This is a genomic window from Amycolatopsis ultiminotia, assembly GCF_039536925.1.
GTDB classification, from domain to species: Bacteria; Actinomycetota; Actinomycetes; order Mycobacteriales; family Pseudonocardiaceae; genus Amycolatopsis; species Amycolatopsis ultiminotia.
On record NZ_BAAAZN010000003.1, the window covers coordinates 383990 to 403778 of the forward strand.

Genomic DNA, 19789 nt, shown 5'->3' on the forward strand with positions numbered 1-19789 from the left:
AGACGGATCGGCCGCCGCCCCGGCCGCGGTGCCTGCCGAGCTGGTGGCACCTCCGGCCGCGGAACCCGTCGGGCTGACCGGTGCTCCGGACATGGGGCTTGCCGAGCCGGTGGTGGTCGCTGCCGGATTGTCCGTGGCACCGGATGCAGGTGCGCTCGCACTGCCCGTCGGCGCCCCGGACACGGGGCCAGTCGAGGCGCCGCCCGCACCGGTGGCCGGCGCCGACGTGCTCGTGCCGGTGTCTCCCCGCGTTCCGGTCACGTCGCTCCCGGCCGTACCCGCCGGACCAGCGCCTTTGGGTGTACCCGCGGTTGGGGCGCTGGCAGCCGCTACGCCGGAGCCTTCGGGCGTACTTGCCGATGGAGCACCGGGACTCGTCGAGCCGGCACCTTCCGGCGCATTTACGGGCGCGGCGCTAGGACTCGCCGGACCAGCACCTTCAGACGTACCTGCGGAAGACGCCCCGGCGCTCGTCGGACCGACACCTTCTGGTGCGGCGCTGGGAGCTGCCGCACTGGCGCTTGCGGGAGTCGCAACGGCACCTTCGGGAGACGCGCTGGAAGTTGCCGTGGCTCCACCGCCCTCCGTCGTGGCGGAGGTGGCTGGTGCTGTCTCGCCATTACCTGCCACGGCGGCGTTCGGTGGCGAGCCTGGCTCCGCGCTCGTTGCCGCGGCGCCCTCCGTCGTTGCGGTCTCGGTGGTGCCTTCCGCCGTACCGGTGGGCGCCGGTGAATCGGTGCTCGGGTGCGACTCGGCGGGGGTTTGTGCCGGTCCCGCCGCAGCTCCTTCGGCCGGAGCCGGGTCCGGTGCGCGTGTGTCGTCCGGTGTTCCGGTCGTGCCGGGGGCCGCGCTCGTGTCCTGCGTCCAGGACGGGTTCGCCTGCGGGGTCGTGCCGCCTGCCCATGGCGTGCCCGCGATCGATTCGGCGTCCGGGGTCCACGGGGCGCTCGCGGGGGCCGTCCCGGGTGCCCAGGGGGTGCCCGCCACGGACGGCGGTGCTGCCTGACCACCGGTCGAGCGCTGCGGGGACGCCACCGGGGAGGCCGCGGCGCCACCGGAGGCTTCGGCGAGCAGTTCGTCGCGTTTGCGCCGGTGTTCGGCGTGCCCGAGGCGGCCGGCGGCCAATTCGGCGTCCATTCGCCGGAGCTCTTCCTGCCAGCTCATTGCGCAACTCCCTGTCACCGGTTCGGGCGATAGTGTTTCACGCGCCCGGCCCTGGGGAGGTTCCGGTTCGCTCGTCGGGCGCGATCCTTCCGCGCGGCGCGCGCGGCGTCCAGGGTGCCGTGGTATCCGTAGGATCGGGGTATGTCCTGCGCGCGCGGTGTGCTCGCCGCACTGGCCGTGGACCGGCTGGCCGGCCTCGACGTACCTTCCGGCGATCTCGTGGCGGCCGGGGTGCGCGCAGTGGTCGAAGGGCTGGACTCACCGTCGTTGCCGGAGCTGGCGGGCAGTGACGATCGCGCTGCCGTGGATCTCTTCACCCAGGTCATCGACGAGCTCGGCATCGAGCTGCCTGCCGACGCCGAGTCCGCGCGGTGGCAGCTGCTCGGCCGCTGCCTCGGCGTCATGGTGCGCGGCGAAGTGCCGCTGGGCGAGGCGGCCACGTCGTTCGACGAACTGGACGGCAGGCTCGGCCGTCCGGACGCGCTGGCCGAACTCCGCCGGTGGTTCGCGCTGCTCGCCGCCTGGATCCCCACCGACGTCACCCCGCTCAGCTTCTGTGCGCAGCAGATCCGGCAACAGGCCCGCCAGCTGCTCGCCGGGCCGTGGCCGCCTGTCACCCGTTGAGCGTAAAAAACTGTCGTACACATGTTCTAAAATTGGCCGTGTTCTGGGGAAACAACTCCACGATCGGAAGGCGGCCCGCCATGTCCTCGTCCTCGCCTGCCTACGTCACGCTGCCCACCTTCGTCGGGTACAGCGCAAGCACCGGCCCGTCGCGGTCGTCGTTCGTCCGGCGGCAGCGCCGGCTGTACGAGGACCCGGCGCGAGCCGCGTTCAACTACTACCGCCGAGCGGCCAACGCGGTACGTGCCGGCCGCGCGGCGAGGCAGGACGAGCAGGCCATGCGTGCGCTGGTCGAGCACGCCGACGAGCGCACCCGGCCGCACTACGCCGCGGTCGCCGATGGCTGGCTGCGCTATCTCGGCCGGCGTGACCCGCAGCTGCTGGACGTCGGGCGCACACGCTGCTCGCTGGGGGAGTTGGCGGTGGGGGTCAGTCCGCAGCTCGGGCTGCGCAAGTCCACCGGCCGCCGGTTCGCCACCTGGCTGTACTTCAAGGAGGAGCCGTTGCACCGTGACGCGGCGCGGCTCGCGTTGTGGCTGCTCAGCGAGGGGATGCCGGACCTGCTGCCGGGCGGCGAGGCACTGGTGGTCGACGTGCGCAGGGCCAAGGAGTTCACCCTGTCCGCCAGGGATCGGGGGCGGCTGCGGCCGTGGGCGTTCAGCGAGGCGTCGGCGTTCGTCACCCTGTGGTATGCGGCCTGATGGGCGGATCAGCGGCTCCACTCGGTCGAGTGACACCTCTGCCGCTCAGCCCCGGTGGACTGGACAATCCCGGCCCCAAACACGAAGCTTTGCGCAGATTCGAGCCCGGCCGATGACTTCGAGGTCGACAAGTGAATGCTGCTGCAGCATGGGAACCACTCTCCCGAGTGGCCGACGAACCCGCCTGGTACTGGGTCTACGACAAGCTCGGCTTCTGGCCGAGCACCTTCGCGCACGACTGGCCGGGGTTCCGCGAACCGGCACCGTCGGCCACGTGGGATCTCTCCACCGGCGAATACGACCGGGCGTCCGCGGAGTTCCGGCTCGGCCCGTACGCGGTGGAGGAACACGACCTCGCGCGGGTCGTGCTGGCGGCGCTGCGGGAGACGGTCGCCGAGGACGAGTGGCTGTGGGTGCTGCACTGGCAGCACCAGTCGTTCAAGTTCTGGCCGCACCGGATGGCGGACAACGCGGTGTGGCCGGTGCCGGTGTTCCCGCGCGGCGACTACCACCTGTTCCTGGCCGCGGACTTCCGCTTCGGCACCCTCGGGCACCCGTGGGAACGCACCTTCTGCGCGTTCGGCGAACAACTCCTGCCCGCTGTGGAAAAGCACGGCGACGGGGTGCTGAACGCCGTGCTCCGCCGGGACGGCAGACCGTCGGCGCTGACCCGCTGATCACGGCGCTGCTACCGTCTCCAGCGTGTTCGAATATCACGGCTGGGTGACCATCGCCGCCACCGCGAGCGGTGACGACGACGCGGCGCTGCTCGAGCGCCTCGTCGACCGCGTGCACCGCACCCTCCGCGACGCCGGCACACTCGATCTCGTCGATCTCCGCTGGAGTTCCGGGCTGCCGATGCTGCACCTCGGTGGTCTGGACAAGCACGGCGGAGCCATCGCACCGGAGTTGCTCGAGACGTTCGCCAGGGTCGGCGAACTCGCCCCCGGTTCCTACGGTCTGCTGCACGTGTGGGACGACCAGGACCCGGAGCACGACAACGATTTCCGCGTGTACCGGATGGCTCGCGGCCAGGTCAGCGAGCACGTCGACCCGCATCTCACGCCGGTCGCGCCGACCGTGCTGGACTCCTACGAACTGTGACGGTCCGCCGCTGCCCACCGGGGTTTCCGGCGGGCAGCGGCGTTCCGGTGCGGCTCAGCGCCGCGGCGTCTGCGGGCGGTTGCCCGGCTCCTGGTGCGGCGGCTTCTGGTCGTTGCCGGGGAAGGTCGGCGCAGGCAGGGCGGCCGCCTCGTAGCGGGAAAGCGTCAGCGGCCCGGAGGTGTCGGGCAGCGTCGGCGGGTTCGACTTGTCGTCCTGGAACCGGAACGCCGAGGTGAGGTCGCCGAACGTGCTGCGCCGCCAGTCGGAGATGTTGGGCTCGGGCACGCCGGTGACCTGCTCCAGGAACTGCAACGTCGAGGTGTGGTCGAAGTTCTCCCCGCACACCCAGCCACCCGCGGTCCACGGCGAGATGATGATGCACGGCACGCGGTAGCCCGCGCCGACGGAGAGTCCGTTGCCCTTGGTCCCGCCGGGTGAGGTCTTCGTGACGAACTCGTGCGGTGTGCCCGGCTTCGGCGTCGGCGGGATGACGTGGTCGAACAGGCCGTCGTTCTCGTCGTAGTTGAGGATGAACGCGGTCTTGGCCCATACGTCCGGGTTGGACGCGATGGCGTCGATCTTGGATGCGACGAACGCGGCGCCCTCGGCCGGCGTGTAGTCCGGGTGTTCGGATGCTGTCGAGGTGCAGATGATCCACGAGACGGTGGGCAGTTTGTCGTTGCGCGCGTCGTATTCGAACTGGCCTTCCGGACGATGCGTGAGGCCGTTGACCGCGAGCGGCGAATCGGCGGACGCCTTCTGGAAGTTCGCGAAGTTCTCCAGCATGTTGCAGCCGTAGGTGTCGTCCTGCTCGTAGACCTTCCAGCTGACGCCTGCCGCCTGGAGCCGCTCCGCGTAGGTGGTCCAGGTGTAGCCGCCGGTGGGCGCCTTGTTGTCCAGGATCGGCCCGCCGTGCTCGCCGTCGGGGTCGATGGTCCCGGTCATCCACATCATCCGGTTGGGCCAGGTCGGTCCGAGCACCGAGCAGTGGTAGGCGTCGCAGACGGTGAACGATTCCGCGAGCGCGAACTGGAACGGCAGGTCGGCGCGGGTGTGGTAGCCCATCACGTACGGGCCGTTCTTGCCGTCGGCCTTGCGGTGCGCGGGTAGCCAGCTGTCCATCTTCCCGCCGTTGAGGGCGTCGTGCTGTACCTGCCAGGCGTGCGAGGTGGACGGGATCTTCTGCGCGTTCGTGGCGTGCGTGTCGAGGTGGAACGGCAGCGCGTAGCCCGCCGGGTTCTCGGTGTCCGGCTGGTAGAAGACGGAGCGCCCGTTGGGCAGTTTCGCCGCGTGCGGGTCGTTGAACCCGCGGACACCGGACAGCGTGCCGAAGTAGTGGTCGAACGACCGGTTCTCCTGCATCAGCAGAACGACGTGCTCGATGTCCTTGAGCGAGCCGTGTTTTGGCGCCCCTTGCGCGAGCGCGGCCTGGACGCTGGGCGGCAGCAGGGTGGCGGCGGTGGCGGCAGCCGCGGCCCCGGCCGCGGATCCGAGGAGACGGCGACGAGTCAGTTCGGTCATAGCCAGACACCCTGACTCCCGCGGGTCACTCACAAAGGCGACCAACCGCAAACACCATCAGAACACCACATGAAAACGCCCCCCGAACCCCCACACAAAAGGCATTCCCCCGCCCTTGGCGAGCCCGCCTGCCCTTCGCGATGCCGCCTGGCCTTGGCGAGGCCGCCTGGCCTTGGCGAGGCCGCCTGGCCTTGGCGAGCCCACCTGGCCTTGGCGAGCCCACCTGCCCTTCGCGAGGCCGCCCCCGCCGACCAACCGCCCACCCCTGCCAACACCAAGCCCCGCCAGTCGCCACCACACCGACCGGCCGCCCGAGGCCCCATCCCCCTGATACCGCTGGCCGCGCACAGCCGTCACCACTGTGATTCGGCAACCGCCAGAACCACAGCGCCCAAATACCAAGACCGCCCCAACGTCACCATGCCGGAACAGAACCGCCAGCACCGTGGGGGTCCGGGGGCTCGGCCCCCGGGAGAAATGGCGAGAGGCCCGGGTCCACGCTCTCCGTGGACACACGGACCCCAGCCGCGAGCGGATGACGGGATTCGAACCCGCGACCCTCACCTTGGCAAGGTGATGCGCTACCAGCTGCGCTACATCCGCGTTAACCGTGTGGTGCTCGGTGTTGCAGACACACTATACCCAGGCCGGACTGACCCTTTCGGGGCCCCCGCGCCATGTACCGACGTGCACTGACGCGGTACTCCCGTGTCACATCGGGCGTACAAGGGGTGACGAGGGGCTTTCGGCTCCGTATGGTGTCCCCATTCGACCGAATGGTGAGTCCTTCGGGGGAGGAGGTGCCTGCCGGATGACCGAGCTGGGCACGGCGCCGCCACCAGCGGCCTCGGAATCCGATGAGCAGGCACTTCTGAAGCGGCTCCGCGCGGGTGAGGACGCCGCGTTCGGGGAGCTGTTCGAACTCCACGCGGCAGCCGTGCGCAGACTCTCGCAGAGCCTTGCCTCGGACCGGTCCGAGGCCGAGGACATCACCGCGGAGACCTTCTTCCGGGTGCTGCAGGCGTTGCGCCGCGGTGCCGGTCCGCGGAACTACATCAGGGCGTACCTGCTCACCGTGGCTCGCCGGGTGTCCTGGGAATGGCACGGTGCGCGCCGCGACGTGCCGGTCACCGACGACGAACTCACCTTCCGCGCCGGCGCGGGTGCCGACACGCACGCCAAGACCGCGGAGCGCACGTTGATCACCACGGCGTTCACCAGCCTTCCCGAGCGGTGGCGGACGGTGCTGTGGCAGACCGAGGTCGAGGGCGAACAGCCGGCCATGGTCGCGCCGAACTTCGGGCTTTCCGCGAACGCGACCGCCGCGCTGGCCCGCCGGGCCCGGCAGGGGTTGCGTGCGGCGTATCTGCAGGCGCACCTGTCGGTGAACCGCGGGCCGGAGACGTGCCGTGCGGTGGTGGAGAAGCTGGGCGGGTTCACCGTCGGCAGCGTCACCGGCGCCGAGGCGGAGCGGATCAAGGCGCATCTGGTGGGCTGCCCGCCGTGCCGGGCGACGCAGGACGAACTGCGTGACGTGTGTTCCTCGCTGCGGGCGCACGCCGAGGTGCTGGTCGTCGCGATGCCTGCGCTGATCGGGATCGGCAAGGCCGGCGGCGGTGTCGCGGCGACGGTGAAGAGCGTGCTGTTCGGCTCGAAGGTGAAGGTCGGGCTGGCGCTGGCGTCGACGGTCGCGGCGGGCGCGGCCAGTGTCACCGCCGGGCCGCTCGTGTTCGGTTCGCATCCGGTGCAGGACGTCGGCCTCGGTGGCGGTGCGCCGGAGCTGGCGCTGCAGCCGCCGCAGCCGCACCAGCCACCGCCGCAGATTCAGCAGGGTCCGCGGATCGTGACCGGGATGCTGCACGGGGCTCGCCGGGTGGACCCGAAGCCCGAAGCCGAGCGCTCGCACCTCGGCGCGACGGACGTGCCGAACCTGCCTGCCGAACGGTCGCATGGGCCTGCCGAGCAGCCGTCGTCGGCATCCGATGGTTCGCCACGGGACGATCTGCCGGACGGCACACCGGTCACCCAGTCGTCGATGTCGAGCAGCAGCACCTCGACCGAGTCGCGGATCGACACGGATCCCTCCGGTTCGGGTGACCCGGACGACGATCCGTCGCCGGAGTCGACCGACTCGACGTACGAGAGCACCGAGGTGCCCACGTCGTCGGACTATCTGCCGCCGTCCTCGGACTACGTGCCGTCGCCGGAGTCGTACCTGCCGCCGTCGGTCACGACGACGCCGACCGGGCCGTCGTCGAGTTCCGGCACGTCGAAGTCCGGCTTTTCCCGCCAGTACGAGGGGACCACGTCCGATTCGGACGTCACCGGTTCGGCCGATTCCGGTTCGAGCTCGACGCGCTGAACAGCCAGAACCGGACGAAGCGGTAAACACGTTGCGTGAGCACCTCGCGCTGTGCGGTGTCGGCACGGTAACGTTGACCGAGCTCCAGCGTCGCCCGGGAGGCAACAGATGAACCGGCTGGTACGCGGCGAAGACGGCCGCGACTGGGTGGTCCGTGCCCAGATGGAATGGCGTGCGCCCGCCACGGCGGACGATTTCGAGCACGACGTGGCAGGCAGTTACGGCCCTGGCATCGCGATGATCGTCGTCACGGCGGTGCTCGCGGTCGCGCTGGTGGTGTGGACGCCGGAAGAGGTGCGGGTGCCTGCCTGGGTGTTCCTCGCGATCGTGCTGGTGCTGTTGTTCTTCCCGTTGCGTTGGATCCTGCGCAGGCCGTGGACGGTGGTCGCGGAGACCGAGGGCGATGTGACCGGCGACCGGCCTTCGGAGCGCTGGGTCGGCACGATCCGCGGCATGTTCAGCGTGTCCGGCGAGGTCAAGCGGATCTCGAAGACCATCCAGAAGCATTCGCTGCCGGACTTCGACGGGCCGCTGCATCCCGTCGAGTAGGTCTGGCCGGAACGCACCCGGCGCGCGAGACTGGTGGCATGCCCGAGTTGCCCGAGGTCGAAGCACTGGCCCACCACCTGCGCGAACACGCGGTGGGTGGCACCGTGTTCCGGCTCGACGTCGCGTCGCTGAGCGTGCTGAAGACCGCGGATCCGCCGTACACCGCGCTGCACGGCCGGGAGATCACCGCCGCCACCCGGCACGGCAAGCACCTGGACGTGGTCCTCGGTGATCTGCACCTGGTGGTGCACCTGGCGCGCGCAGGCTGGCTGCGCTGGTCGGACGCGCTGGCCCCGGCGCCGTTGAAGCCGGGGAAGGGCCCGATTTCGCTGCGCGTGCACCTGGAGTCCGCGTCCGGTCCCGGGTTCGATCTGACCGAGGCAGGCACGAAGAAGGGCTTGGCAGTGTGGATCGTGCGCGATCCCGCGGAGGTGGCGAGCGTGGCCCGGCTGGGTCCGGACGCACTGGCCCTCGACCCGACGCAGCTGCGCAACCTGTTCGCGGGCAAGGGAACCCGGCTGAAGTGGGCGCTGACCGACCAGTCCTTGATTGCCGGCATCGGAAACGCCTACTCCGACGAGATCATGCACCGCGCGAAACTCTCCCCGTACGCGACGGTCGGCAAACTGGACGAGGCCGCGTTGGAGACCCTGGCCGAGGCCATCCACGAAATCGAAGCGGACGCCGTCGAACGCTCGGTGGGCCAAAAGGCAGCCCGGCTCAAGGGAGAGAAACGCTCCGGCCTCCGAGTCCACGCCCGCACCGGCCTGCCCTGCCCAGTCTGCGGCGACACGATCCGCGAGATCTCCTTCGCGGACAAGTCCTTCCAGTACTGCCCCACCTGCCAAACCGGCGGCAAACCCTTGGCCGACCGGCGAATGTCCCGCCTGCTGAAGTAACCGCCGCCGCTGACACCATCGCCGCCCGGACTCGAACGACGATGTCTCAGCGGATACGCACGGGCAGTCGGCTCGGCCTGCGGCCAGGTGCAGCGGCACCGCCCGACCCGTCGGCGCCCGACCGAGACACACCCGACGACGCCTCCGGCCGCAACGTCCGACCGACTGACACGCCCCGGCGAACCGGACCAGGCCCACCGGCGGATTGAGTTGCCCGCGGTGTTCGCCCCGGTGTGTCCGTCGTGTGGGGGCTGTTCGCGCTGTCTGCTGTGAGAGGGCCGCCCGATGTGTCCGCTGTGCGAGGACTATTCACGCTGACCGCCGCGAGAAGGTCGTCTGACCTGCCCGCCATGCGAGGACCGTCCAGGGTGTCGGCCCGCCGCGAGAGGGTTGCCCGTGCCCGCCATGTGACGGCTGTCCAAGGTACCCGGACCCGTGGCCCCTTCGGATGCGGTGATGTCACGTCGTGCCGGCCAACCCCACCACCCCAAGCAGTCGTCACTCTTCGCCCGCTACCCAGCCTTCCCTCCCGTACGCCGGTGCGTGCCCAAGGCTCCGGTACGCGGAGCGTGCCGACCCCTGAACCGCTCCACCTCTGCCCGCATCGAGGGTTCTCGGTTCCACTCGCCCTGGTCTCTGCCCAACCCCCAGCTCCTCCGCCGCCTCGCCCCAGCCCAGCCTGGCCCTGCCGGCCGAGCCCGCCCAGCCGATCCAGGCCCGGCCAGCCTCAGCCGGTCCTGCCAGCCCGATCCCGGCCAGCCCAGCCCGCCAATCCATCCTCAGCTGTTCCAGCCAAGTCGAGCCCGCCCAGTCCACCCCGGCCCCTGCCTGCCACAGCCCCGCCTCGCCAGCCCCACCTCTCAGCCAACCGAGCCCGGCCAATCGAGCCCGGTCGGCCCACTCCGGCCCGGTGCTGCCGGCCCTCGGCCAGACAGGCCCACCTCTGCCCTGCCAGCCCCATCCCGGCTTCTGCTCTGCCCCGCTCAGCTGTCAGCCGGGCTTGGCCCGCTCTGCCGGTCCAGCCCAACCCACCCGGCTCCGTCGCGAACCCCGCCCACGCCCAACCGCCCGGCTGCTTCCCAGGCCACCCCAAAACCCGCCCGCGCCGGCTCTCCGACTCGCGTACTCCGCTCCGATCCCGGCCGACCGAAGCCGCGACCCCTCGTCCGCAGTAGCCAAGTCGTGAAGGTCCCCCTCGCCCCTTACGTACCGTCGTCACCAGGGGGACCGCGACATCCCCAAACTGTGACTCAACGCCAGGTCGGTCACCCGGACGGCGCAAGGTCGTCACACTCACCGGGAGTGACGGTAGGGTTTGTCCACCCTCGGTCGTCGTACCCGGACAGAAAGTGGGGAGCAAACCTTGCACCCGCTCGGTCGAGCGCAGAGCATGGACGTCGTGTCCGACTTCCCCTACGCGCAGGTCGTCCCCTGGACTCTGGTCGGCGTCCTGGTGATCGTGGTGCTGGCGCTCGCCTTCCGGGCGCGCCGGCCCAAGGGAGTCATCCAGGACGCCGTGCTGCAGGCCGTCCACCGGATGTCCAAGGCCACGCCGAACCTGCGGGCCGGGCTCGGTGAGGAGGCCGCCAACCGGATGACGGCGGAGCTGCTCGAGGTGCTCGACTGCCTCGCCGTCGGCATCACCGACAGTGAGGGCACGTTGTTGTCCTGGGCGGGCGAGGCGACCGACCACTATCTGGACCTCGTGGAGGACATCGGCACCGCGCTGCGCAAACACCGCCGTGCCGTCGCCAACCACAACCAGATGCCGTGCAACCACCGCGGCACCTGCAAGATGAAGACCGCCGCGATCGTGCCGATCCTTGTCGAGGGCGAGGCGGAGGCCACGCTCATCGTGGTCGGGCGCACCCGCGGCAAACTGGTGCAGATGGCCGAGGCGGTCGGCCAGTTCGTGTGCACGCAGTTCGAGCTCGCGCGGCTGGAGGAATCGCGCAACCAGCTACAGCAGGCCGAAATCAAGGCGTTGCGCGCGCAGATCTCACCGCACTTCGTTTACAACGCGCTCAACACCATCTCCGCGCTCATCCGCACCGATCCGGAGGAGGCCCGCGAACTGCTGCAGGATTTCGCGGACTTCACGCGCTACTCGTTCCGCAGCTCCGGCATGTACACCACGCTCGCCGAGGAACTGCGCAACATCGACCGCTACCTGACAATCGAGAACGCCCGGTTCGGCGGCAGGCTCGAGGTGCGGATGAAGATCGCGCCGGAGGTGCTCAGCGTCGTGGTGCCGTTCCTGATCATCCAGCCGTTGGTGGAGAACGCGGTCAAGCACGGCCTGGCCAGCAAGCCCAGCGGCGGATGCGTCACGGTGATCGCGCAGGACTACAGCCACGAGGCGGTGATCAGCGTCGAGGACGACGGCATCGGCATGGACCCACGCCAGCTCACCGATCTGAAGAACGCGCACCGCACCGGAGCACACGTCGGGCTCGGCAACATCAACCAGCGCATGCGCCAGGTGTTCGGCGAGGACTACGCGCTCACCGTGGACACCGCGCCGGGCGCCGGGATGAAGGTCACCCTGCGGGTACCGAAGTTCAAGCTCGGCGTGCGGCCGAACATGCCGGACTACTCCGCGGACGTGCCGGCGCAGCAGGCTCCGGTGGACGACCAGCCGGAGCAGGACGCCGTGCACGGGTCACGTTCGGGCATGCTGCCCGCGCACTGAACTGGTTAGCCTGGGCAGATGAGCGTTACCGACAAGCTGACCTCCCGCCTGCCCGTGCTCGGCGACCGCGGCGAACGCAAGGACGTGGTCGCCGTCGTGAAGTTGCACGGCGTGATCACCCCGACCCCGTCCCCGCTGGCGCGCGGTTCGATCAACCTGGCCACTGTCGAGTCGGCGCTCACCCGTGCCTTCGACCACGACCGGCTCAAGGCGGTCGCGTTGCAGATCAACTCGCCTGGTGGCGCGCCGACCCAGTCCGGCCTCGTCGCCGAACGCATCCGTCAGCTCGCCGACGAGAACCAGGTGCCGGTACTGGCGTTCGCCGAGGACGTCGCGGCGTCCGGCGGGTACTGGCTGGCCTGCGCGGCCGACGAAATCTACGCGCACCGCACGTCCATGGTCGGGTCGATCGGCGTGATCAGCGGCGGATTCGGGTTCACCGGCCTGCTCGAACGCTTCGGCATCGAGCGCAGGCTGCACACGGCCGGGTCGAACAAGTCCCGGCTCGACCCGTTCAGCCCGGAGAAGCCGGAGGACGTTGCGTGGCTGGAGAAGATGCACAGCCAGCTCCACGAACTGTTCGTCGGCTGGGTCAAGCAGCGCCGCGGCGACCGGCTCACCGATGCCGAGGATCTCTTCACCGGCGACGTCTGGCTCGGCCAGAAGGCACTCGAGCTGGGACTGATCGACGGGGTCGGTTCGCTGCGCCAGGTCGTCGGGAAACGGTTCCCGGACGCGGAGATCTCGATCGCGGAGCCGAAGAAGCCGTTGCTCGCGAGGCTCGGGCTCAGCGCCCCGGCGGCTGCCGGGGCGCTGCTCGACGCGGTCAGCACCAAGGCGGCGTGGTCCCGGTACGGCCTCTGAGCCCACGCTGAGTCATCGCGACCCAGCATCGTGGTACGCCGGGTAACCCGCTTGGCCGTGTGCCGCATACGGGTCCGTGATCGGTCGGCGGCAAAAGGGGAACATCCCGTTTACGGTCGGGCGGAGCGGGCTCCGAGGGCTGGACATCGCACCCGGCAATCGGCAGGATGCAGTTCACTGTGAGTGCTCACGAAGACACCCGCCAGCTCGTCGTCCTCGCTGTGGACGACGAGCTGAACGGGCTGGACGAACTAACCCACGGCTTGCGGAACAACCCGCACATCCACCGCGTGTTCAAGGCGTCCGACGCGTCCGACGCGCTGCGGTTGTTCTCCCACGACGACCCGGAGCTGGCGGCCCGGCGTGCCCGCGGCCTGCCGACGGTCGACGCGGTTTTCGCCGACATCGACATGCCGGGGCTGTCCGGGATGGAGATGTCCCGCGTGATCGCGGCGATGAACCCGTCGCCCATCCTGGTCTTCGTCACCGGCCACGCCGAGGAGGCGGTCAACGCCTTCGACCTCGGTGCCGTCGACTACGTGCTCAAACCGTTCCAGCAGGACCGGCTCGACCGGTCGGTGGCGCGAGTGCGCGAGAAACTCGCCACCGCCGCCAGCCCGGCCGCCGCGCCGGGGGCCGGGCCGGAGGCGGTGAAGAACGACGACGAGGTGATCCCGGTCGAGCTCGCGGGCACCACGAAGCTGATCCCGCGTTCGTCGGTGCGATGGGTGGAGGCGCAGGGCGACTACGCGCGGCTGTTCACCACCGAGGGCAGCCATCTGGTCCGCATCCCGCTCGCCCAGCTCGAGGAACGCTGGGAGAAGGCCGGGTTCGTGCGGATCCACCGATCGTTCCTGGTCGCGCTGCAGCTGATCACCGAACTGCGCATGGGACAGGGCGGCTACCAGGTGGTGATCGGCAACGAGGAGAAGGTGCTGCCGGTCAGCCGCCGCCACACCCGCGCGCTGAAGGACCGGCTGGTCGGTTCCGGCCGAGCAGGCTGACCTGCCATGACGTCTCCCGAAGACCCCTACCACCGCCTCGAGAACGGCGTCCGCAAACCGGACCCGACGCTGGGCAGCAGGCCCGAGGACCAGGCGGTGGTCGAGCCGGTGCCGCCGGCTCCGGAGCCGTTGCGGGCCGGTGAACCCGCGCACGTGCGGCCCAAACGCGAACGGGTGGTGCTTGCCGATTCCCGGCAGGCGACGGGCCGGATGCGCGGCCGGGTGGAGCTGGAGGAGCAGACCAGCTGGGGAAAACTGCTGGTCCGGGACCTGGTGAAGGTCCAGTTGCGCACCGCCGTGCTGTTGGCGGTGTTCGTGCTGGTGGTGCTCGGGGTGCTACCGGTGCTGTTCTACCTGCTGCCGGCGGTCTCGCGGTGCACCGTGATCGGCATCCCGATCCCGTGGATCGTGCTCGGACTGCTGCCGTTTCCGTTCCTCTTCGCCATCGGCATCTGGTACAACCGGCTGGCCGAACGACACGAACGGGACTTCGTGGACATGATCGAGAACTGACCGCGTGCGGCGAAAAGCCCCCGGTGGCGGGGCATCGCCGAACCGCGCGGTCATGCGAGGATTCCAGCCGTGGAGCTGAACCCGTGGGCGCTGGCCGGCATTGCGCTGGTCGCTGCGGCGACCTACTACCTCGGCCACCGCTCGTCGCGTTCGGCCACCAGCACGCACGATTTCCTGGTCGCCCGCCGCACCGTGCGGTCGCGGCGCAATGCCGCGGCGATCTCGGGTGAGTACCTTTCGGCCGCTTCGTTCCTCGGGGTCGCGGGCATCGTGCTCAAGGACGGCGCGGACGCGACCTGGTATCCGATCGGCTTCACCGCCGGCTACCTCGCGTTGATGCTGTTCGTCGCCGCGCCGCTGCGCCGGTCCGGCGCCTATACGCTGCCGGACTTCGTGGAGGCCCGGCTCGGCTCGATCGGGCTGCGCCGGTTCGCGACGGCGTTCGCGGTGTTCATCGGAATCCTCTACATGGTCCCGCAGCTGCAGGGCGCCGGTCTCACGCTCAGTGAAATCCTGCCCGGCGTGCCCGCCTGGATGGGGGCGGCGGCGGTGACGGTGCTCGTCAGCGCCAACGTGATGTTCGGCGGGATGCGTGCGATCACCGTGGTGCAGGCGTTCCAGTACTGGCTGAAGCTGTTCGCGATCGCGGTGCCCACGTTCGTGCTGTGCATGGTCTTCTTCGCCGGCGGCGGACCGCACGGCGTGCGTGGGCTGGGCGAGCCGGCGCCACCGGTGTTCCCGCACGACACGACGGTGTCGGTGAAGGCGAACGTGACGGTGAAGGTCACCACCGAGACCTACTTCTACGCCTACGGCGAGATCGACGACGGCCCGGCGCGCGGCGCGGCGCACTGGTCGCCGGCCGTGCCGCACAAGGTTTCCCAGGGCACCACGCTGAACTTCGCGGCAGGTACGCCGGTGCCGGTGGTGAGCAACGTCCCGGCGACCACCGACGTGCCCGCGACGAACGACGACTGGCTGCACCCGGCGTCCGGCAAGGTCACCGACCTGCTGCAGATCTATTCGCTGATCTTCGCGCTGTTCCTCGGCACGATGGGTCTGCCGCACGTGCTCGTACGCTTCTACACGAACCCGGACGGCAAGGCCGCGCGCCGCACCACCGTGCACGTGCTGCTGCTGCTCGGGCTGTTCTACCTGTTCCCGACGATGCTGGGCGCGCTCGCCCGGATGTACGTGCCGCAGCTGCTGGTCACCGGCAACACGGACGCGGCCGTGCTCATGCTGCCCAGCGCGTTGCTGCCGGGGTGGCCGGGGCAGATCCTCGGTGCGGTGGTGGCGGCGGGCGCGTTCGCGGCGTTCCTGTCGAGTTCGTCGGGCTTGCTGGTGAGCGTGGCCGGTGTGGTGTCCACCGACCTGCTACCGGGGCGGATCCGGGATTTCCGGGTGGCAACGGCAATCGTCGCGGTGTGCCCGCTGGGGCTGACGCTCCTGCTGCGCACCGAGGACATCTCGATCTCGATCGGCATGACGTTCGCGCTCGCCGCCTCGACGTTCAGCCCGCTGCTGTTGCTGGGTATCTGGTGGCGCAAGCTCAGCTGGCCGGGCGCACTGTCCGGGATGATCGTCGGCGGCGGCATGGTGCTGGCGGCACTCGCCTTCAACATCGTGTGCGGGTACACCGGAGTGGTGCCGCCGTGGTGGACCGTGCAGCCGGCGTTGATCTCGGTGCCGTCCGCGTTCCTGGTGACCTACCTGGTGAGCAGGCTGACCCGGTACGGGCGTCCGGAGCTGGTGAACGACATCATGCTGCGGCTGCACGCCCCGGATCCGCTCGGCCTGATGCACGACCGGGCGGTCGCGCGGTTCGGCCAGGTGGAGGACAAGCCCCGCAACGGCCGTGGACGGCACCGGAAACCGTGACTCCGGGTGGCCGTAACTGGTGTCGTCTCGCCTGCTCGTGCGGCGGCTGGACCTGGCCGGACAATCGCGGACGGAGTACCAAGGCTAGCGTTCCTCACACGCGCACAACGTCTCGACATGGGAGCATGGAACTGTGGTGAGCCCAGCTGAACTTCCGACCGCCGAGGTCCGTGACCTGCCCAAGGACGGCCTCGCCCTGCTCGACGTCCGCGAGGACGACGAATGGGCCGCAGGGCACGCCCCCGCGGCACTGCACATCCCGCTCGGCGAACTACCCGCCCGAGTGGGCGAACTGGCCGAACTGCCGGACGACCAGCCGGTCCACGTCATCTGCCGAAGTGGCGGCCGCTCGGCGCGCGCAACGGCCTGGCTGAACGCCAGCGGCTGGGACGCGGTCAACGTCGCAGGCGGCATGGGCTCCTGGGCCCGCGAAGGCCGCCCGATGGTGACCGAAAACCCAGGCGCAACCCCCGAGGTCCTCTGACGGATGTCCTCGCCCCACCCCCCGCCCGACCAGCCCGCCGCCGACCCCGGCCCGGCGGACGCGCCCGACAACGCGGCCACCCCCGCGCCACCGTCGGGCGCCAACCCGGGTGCACCGCCCGCCAAACCCGGCACCGGGCGCGGGGACACGGCCGACGCCGCACCAGGCACCCCACCCACCACCGCCCCCAGCGGCGAGGGCGGGGCCGCCCAACCGACCGATGTCGCGTCGGCTTCGCCCACCGCCCCGTCGGGCGAGGCCGCGGGGACGGCCGCTGCGTCGGGAGTTTCGCGTTCCACCCCCGACGGTGGTTCGTCGGGTTCGGTCGGCGCGGCGGGTGTTTCGTCTGCTGATGTGCCCGGAAGCGACCCCTCGGGCCCGGCCGACGATGTGTCGGGCGTTTCGCCTGCGGTATCTCGCAGCGCACCGTCGGGCCCGGCCGACAGCACGTCGGCTACTTCATCTGCCAAGGTGACCGATAGTGGTTCCTCAGGTTCGGCTGCTGCACAGGGCGTTTCGCCTGCTGTACCCGGCGGTGGGTCCGCGGGCCCGGTCGGCAGTGCGGCGGGTGTTTCGTCTGCCAGCGTGACCGATAGTGGTTCCTCAGGTTCGGCTGCTGCACAGGGCGTTTCGCCTGCTGTACCGGGCGGTGGGTCCTCGGGCCCGGCCGACAGCACGTCGGCTACTTCGTCTGCCAGCGTGCCGGATGGTCGTTCCGCGGGCTCGGGCGATGCTGGGTCGGGGGTTTCGTCTGCTGCTGCGGCCAGCGGTGGATCCTCGGGTTCGGTTGGCGGTGCGTCGGGTGCTTCGTCCACCGCTGCCCCCGGCGGCGAGATCGTCCAACCGATCGATGTCGCGTCGGCTTCGCCCACCGCCCCGGCGGGCGAGGCCGCGGGGACGGCCGCTGCGTCGGGGGTTTCGCCTGCCGCACCGGGCGGTGGATCCGCGGGCTCGGTCGGCAGTGCGCCGGCCAACGCACCCGGTAGCGGACCTCCGGGTCCGGAGGGCGGTGCTCCGGGCGTCGGGCAGCCGCATCACCCCACGGCGGCTGGTTCCGGTGCCTGGTCCGGTGATGCTGGCCAGCCCGGTTTCGTCGGCCGGTCTTCTCCTCAGCCGCAACCGACCCTCGGCGCGCAGCCAGGGCCGCCCCCGTACCCCGCTGGAGCTCCAAGCCACGCCGGGTCCCCTGCGTTCGCGCCCTACCCCGCGCAGCCCGTCCATCCCCAGCAGGCCGCCTACTCCGCCCATCCCCAGCGGCCCGGTCACCCCGCTTACCCGCCGCACCCTGCACTGCCGTTCACCGCCGCCCCGCAGGGTCCGATCCACCGCACCGTTGCGCCTCGCGCGCCGCAACGACGGCCGGCGCGGTTGCGGTGGGTCGCCGCGCCACCTCCAGGAGTGGTTCGCCACCGCCGTGCGGTTCCGGCGACGCCGTACACCGGCCCACCGTCATATCCGGTGCCGCCACGCTGGGGATTTCCGAACCTCGTCTGGCGCCGCCCGACCACCGTGCCCGGCACGGTCTCCGGCGCGATCCGCCCGATCGATCGCATCCCAGTCCTTGCGCAGAGCCTCCGCACGATCCTGTGGACGTTCGCGGTCTTCGCCGTTGCCGCCGCCGGTGCGGAGATCTGGCGGTACGTGCTCCTCGTGCAGAGCCGTAATTCCGCGCTGAACACCGGGGTGGTCGCGTTCTCCGACGCGTTCGTCGTCACGGCCGGCCTGCTCACCACGATCCTGTCGCTGCTGCCGGCGGGACTGTCACTGTGGTGGCTGCTCGTCGCCCGACAGGCTGCCGCGGACCAGGTCGGCGAGGAACCCGCGCGCCCGATTTGGCAGGTGCTCGTGGGAATCCTGGTGCCGATCGCGAACCTGCCCCTCGCACTCTCCGTCGTCGGCGAACTGGAACACGCGATCCTCGGCCGCCCCCGCGCGGACCGTCCGAAACCGACGCGGCTGGTGCTCGTCTGGTGGGGTGCGTGGCTGGTGAACTGGATCCTGCTCGCCGTCACGATCATCTGGCGAACCCGCACCGGCGCACAGGCAATGGCCGACAGCGTGGTCCTGGTCGCACTCACCGACCTGGCCGCGGCAACGCTCGCGATCGTCACGGCACTGGTCATCAGCCGTTTCTCGAGCCTGCTGGTCCCGATCGCCGCCGACCGCCTGCGTGAGCTGCGCGTACTCAAGGTCACCGGCGCCCCCGACCCGGAACTCCGCACCGCACGCCCGGTCGGCGCCGCCCGCTGACACCCCGGCAGCGCCGAAACCCGCCGACGCCGCGGTCGCGCCGAAACCTGCTGCCGCCGCGGTAGGGCTGCCGCCCCGCCGAGCGCAGCCGTAGCGCAACGGCTCGCCGACGCCGCTGCAGGGCACAAGCTTGCCGAACGCGCGACAGTGCGAGAGCTTGCCGAACCCGCAGCAGCGCGAGAACCCGCGGCAGCGCGAATATCCGCCGAGCCCGCGGCAGTGCGAACGCCCTGCCGAGCCGGTGGCAGTGCGAGTGCTCTGCCGAGCCCGCGGCAGTGCGAACGCCCTGCCGAGCCGGTGGCAGTGCGAGTGCTCTGCCGAGCCCGCGGCAGTGCGAACGCCCTGCCGAGCCGGTGGCAGCGCGAGTGCGCCGCCGAGCTCGTGGCAGTGCGAACGCCCTGCCGAGCCCGCGGCAGTGCGAGTGCCCCGCCGAGCCCGACAGTGCGAGAGCCCGCAGTAGCACGAGTGCCCGCCGAACCTACTGCAGTGTGAACGCCCGCAGCAGTGCGAGCGCCCGCTGACGTTGCCGCGGCGCTGGCCTGCCGATTGTCGCGCCCGCGCTATAGCTTGCCGAGCGCCGGTTCCAGCTGCCCGAATGCCAGGTTCGCCGAATCCCGCACCCGCGCCACGAGGTCGTCCTCCGGGACATCGGCCCAGGTCAAGTCCCAGACGTCCTCGAAAAGCAAGCGCAGCACCGACGTGAGGTGCGCGCCCGCGGCCCGCGACAGCATTTCCTGCCTCGGGTTGCGGTCGAGTATCTCGGCGACGAGTTGACGTTCCCGATCGAGGTGCATTTCCGTGAGGGCGGACTGCAGCGTCTCGCTCTGCCGGACCATCCGCACGAACGGCAGCTCTGCGAACCCGAGCAGCGCACTCCGTTCGTCGAGCTCCGCGAGGAACCCGTCCCGCACGGCCACCAGTGCCGGCTTCGACGGTGCACCACTCACGAGGTTCGTCGGCCAGTCCACGAAGTCGTTGCGGATGTCGAAGACCAGATCCTCCTTCCTGCCGAAGTGATTGGTCACGGTCATCTTGGCCACGCGCGCCGCCTCCGCGACGTCCGCGATGGTCACCTGCTCGAACCCGCGGTCGATGAACAGCCGCGTGGCCACGTTCGAGATGGTGCGCCGGGTCTCCAGCTTCTTCTGCTCTCTGAGGCTCACCCGGCAAGCTTACT

The 19789-nt window shown here is 70.3% G+C and carries 17 protein-coding genes and 1 tRNA gene; 15 read left to right on the top strand and 3 right to left on the bottom strand.

Features of this window, described 5'->3' with window-relative positions:
* Window positions 1-814: 814 nt before the first annotated feature.
* The 5 genes from ABD793_RS09515 (at window position 815) to ABD793_RS09535 (ending at window position 3593) form a co-directional block, all read left to right on the top strand.
* Window positions 815-1006, top strand: a complete 192-nt coding sequence (locus ABD793_RS09515; RefSeq protein WP_344857698.1) for a hypothetical protein — start codon at window positions 815-817, stop codon at window positions 1004-1006.
* Between the two features lie 299 nt (window positions 1007-1305).
* The gene (locus ABD793_RS09520; RefSeq protein ID WP_344857700.1) at window positions 1306-1788 is read left to right on the top strand and encodes a hypothetical protein; all 483 of its coding nucleotides are present in this window, start codon (window positions 1306-1308) and stop codon (window positions 1786-1788) included.
* Window positions 1789-1868: 80 nt separating this feature from the next.
* On the top strand, window positions 1869-2489 hold the full coding sequence (locus tag ABD793_RS09525; protein WP_344857702.1) for a hypothetical protein: 621 nt from the start codon (window positions 1869-1871) through the stop codon (window positions 2487-2489).
* 167 nt (window positions 2490-2656) lie between these two features.
* The gene (locus ABD793_RS09530; RefSeq protein ID WP_344857704.1) at window positions 2657-3166 is read left to right on the top strand and encodes a DUF2716 domain-containing protein; all 510 of its coding nucleotides are present in this window, start codon (window positions 2657-2659) and stop codon (window positions 3164-3166) included.
* A 25-nt stretch (window positions 3167-3191) separates the two neighbouring features.
* Window positions 3192-3593 carry an immunity 7 family protein gene (locus ABD793_RS09535; RefSeq protein WP_344857705.1) on the top strand — a complete coding sequence of 134 codons (402 nt, stop codon included), beginning with the start codon at window positions 3192-3194 and terminating at the stop codon, window positions 3591-3593.
* 54 nt (window positions 3594-3647) lie between these two features.
* On the opposite strand, the gene ABD793_RS09540 is transcribed toward ABD793_RS09535, so the two are convergent.
* Together ABD793_RS09540 and ABD793_RS09545 are read right to left on the bottom strand one after the other, a co-directional pair.
* Complete coding sequence (locus tag ABD793_RS09540) at window positions 3648-5114, bottom strand: alkaline phosphatase family protein (RefSeq protein WP_344857706.1); 1467 nt, start codon at window positions 5112-5114, stop codon at window positions 3648-3650.
* 530 nt (window positions 5115-5644) lie between these two features.
* Window positions 5645-5717, bottom strand: a tRNA-Gly gene (locus ABD793_RS09545).
* A 208-nt stretch (window positions 5718-5925) separates the two neighbouring features.
* On the opposite strand from ABD793_RS09545, the gene ABD793_RS09550 reads away from it, so the two are divergent.
* The 10 genes from ABD793_RS09550 to ABD793_RS09595 all read left to right on the top strand — a co-directional run bounded on the left by ABD793_RS09550 (window position 5926) and on the right by ABD793_RS09595 (window position 18612).
* Window positions 5926-7476, top strand: a complete 1551-nt coding sequence (locus tag ABD793_RS09550) for a zf-HC2 domain-containing protein (protein ID WP_344857707.1) — start codon at window positions 5926-5928, stop codon at window positions 7474-7476.
* Window positions 7477-7584: 108 nt separating this feature from the next.
* Complete coding sequence (locus ABD793_RS09555; RefSeq protein WP_344857709.1) at window positions 7585-8025, top strand: DUF983 domain-containing protein; 441 nt, start codon at window positions 7585-7587, stop codon at window positions 8023-8025.
* A 38-nt stretch (window positions 8026-8063) separates the two neighbouring features.
* Window positions 8064-8924 carry an Fpg/Nei family DNA glycosylase gene (locus ABD793_RS09560; protein ID WP_344857711.1) on the top strand — a complete coding sequence of 287 codons (861 nt, stop codon included), beginning with the start codon at window positions 8064-8066 and terminating at the stop codon, window positions 8922-8924.
* Between the two features lie 1390 nt (window positions 8925-10314).
* Window positions 10315-11616, top strand: a complete 1302-nt coding sequence (locus ABD793_RS09565) for a sensor histidine kinase (RefSeq protein ID WP_344857713.1) — start codon at window positions 10315-10317, stop codon at window positions 11614-11616.
* An 18-nt stretch (window positions 11617-11634) separates the two neighbouring features.
* Entirely contained in the window at window positions 11635-12480 is an 846-nt protein-coding gene (locus ABD793_RS09570) for a S49 family peptidase (protein WP_344857715.1), read from the top strand.
* A 167-nt stretch (window positions 12481-12647) separates the two neighbouring features.
* Window positions 12648-13484 (top strand): LytR/AlgR family response regulator transcription factor, encoded by an 837-nt coding sequence (locus ABD793_RS09575; RefSeq protein WP_344857717.1) that lies wholly within the window; start codon window positions 12648-12650, stop codon window positions 13482-13484.
* A 6-nt stretch (window positions 13485-13490) separates the two neighbouring features.
* Window positions 13491-13997, top strand: a complete 507-nt coding sequence (locus ABD793_RS09580; RefSeq protein ID WP_344857719.1) for a hypothetical protein — start codon at window positions 13491-13493, stop codon at window positions 13995-13997.
* Window positions 13998-14066: 69 nt separating this feature from the next.
* A complete protein-coding gene (locus ABD793_RS09585; RefSeq protein ID WP_344857721.1) occupies window positions 14067-15878 on the top strand; it encodes a sodium/solute symporter in 1812 nt (603 codons plus the stop codon).
* A 133-nt stretch (window positions 15879-16011) separates the two neighbouring features.
* Complete coding sequence (locus ABD793_RS09590; protein ID WP_344857723.1) at window positions 16012-16362, top strand: rhodanese-like domain-containing protein; 351 nt, start codon at window positions 16012-16014, stop codon at window positions 16360-16362.
* A 1320-nt stretch (window positions 16363-17682) separates the two neighbouring features.
* Window positions 17683-18612 (top strand): DUF4328 domain-containing protein, encoded by a 930-nt coding sequence (locus tag ABD793_RS09595; RefSeq protein WP_425548678.1) that lies wholly within the window; start codon window positions 17683-17685, stop codon window positions 18610-18612.
* A gap of 560 nt (window positions 18613-19172) precedes the next feature.
* Here ABD793_RS09595 and ABD793_RS09600 read toward each other — a convergent pair.
* A complete protein-coding gene (locus ABD793_RS09600) occupies window positions 19173-19775 on the bottom strand; it encodes a TetR/AcrR family transcriptional regulator (RefSeq protein ID WP_344857727.1) in 603 nt (200 codons plus the stop codon).
* Between the last annotated feature and the right edge of the window lie 14 nt (window positions 19776-19789).

Excerpts from the sequence above, each read along its gene's own strand:
- ABD793_RS09520 (WP_344857700.1), top strand. The coding sequence starts at position 1,306 with ATGTCCTGCGCGCGCGGTGTGCTCGCCGCACTGGCCGTGGACCGGCTG.
- ABD793_RS09525 (WP_344857702.1), top strand. The coding sequence starts at position 1,869 with ATGTCCTCGTCCTCGCCTGCCTACGTCACGCTGCCCACCTTCGTCGGG.
- ABD793_RS09540 (WP_344857706.1), bottom strand. The coding sequence starts at position 5,114 with ATGACCGAACTGACTCGTCGCCGTCTCCTCGGATCCGCGGCCGGGGCC.
- ABD793_RS09550 (WP_344857707.1), top strand. The coding sequence starts at position 5,926 with ATGACCGAGCTGGGCACGGCGCCGCCACCAGCGGCCTCGGAATCCGAT.
- ABD793_RS09555 (WP_344857709.1), top strand. The coding sequence starts at position 7,585 with ATGAACCGGCTGGTACGCGGCGAAGACGGCCGCGACTGGGTGGTCCGT.
- ABD793_RS09560 (WP_344857711.1), top strand. The coding sequence starts at position 8,064 with ATGCCCGAGTTGCCCGAGGTCGAAGCACTGGCCCACCACCTGCGCGAA.
- ABD793_RS09565 (WP_344857713.1), top strand. The coding sequence starts at position 10,315 with ATGGACGTCGTGTCCGACTTCCCCTACGCGCAGGTCGTCCCCTGGACT.
- ABD793_RS09570 (WP_344857715.1), top strand. The coding sequence starts at position 11,635 with ATGAGCGTTACCGACAAGCTGACCTCCCGCCTGCCCGTGCTCGGCGAC.
- ABD793_RS09575 (WP_344857717.1), top strand. The coding sequence starts at position 12,648 with ATGCAGTTCACTGTGAGTGCTCACGAAGACACCCGCCAGCTCGTCGTC.
- ABD793_RS09580 (WP_344857719.1), top strand. The coding sequence starts at position 13,491 with ATGACGTCTCCCGAAGACCCCTACCACCGCCTCGAGAACGGCGTCCGC.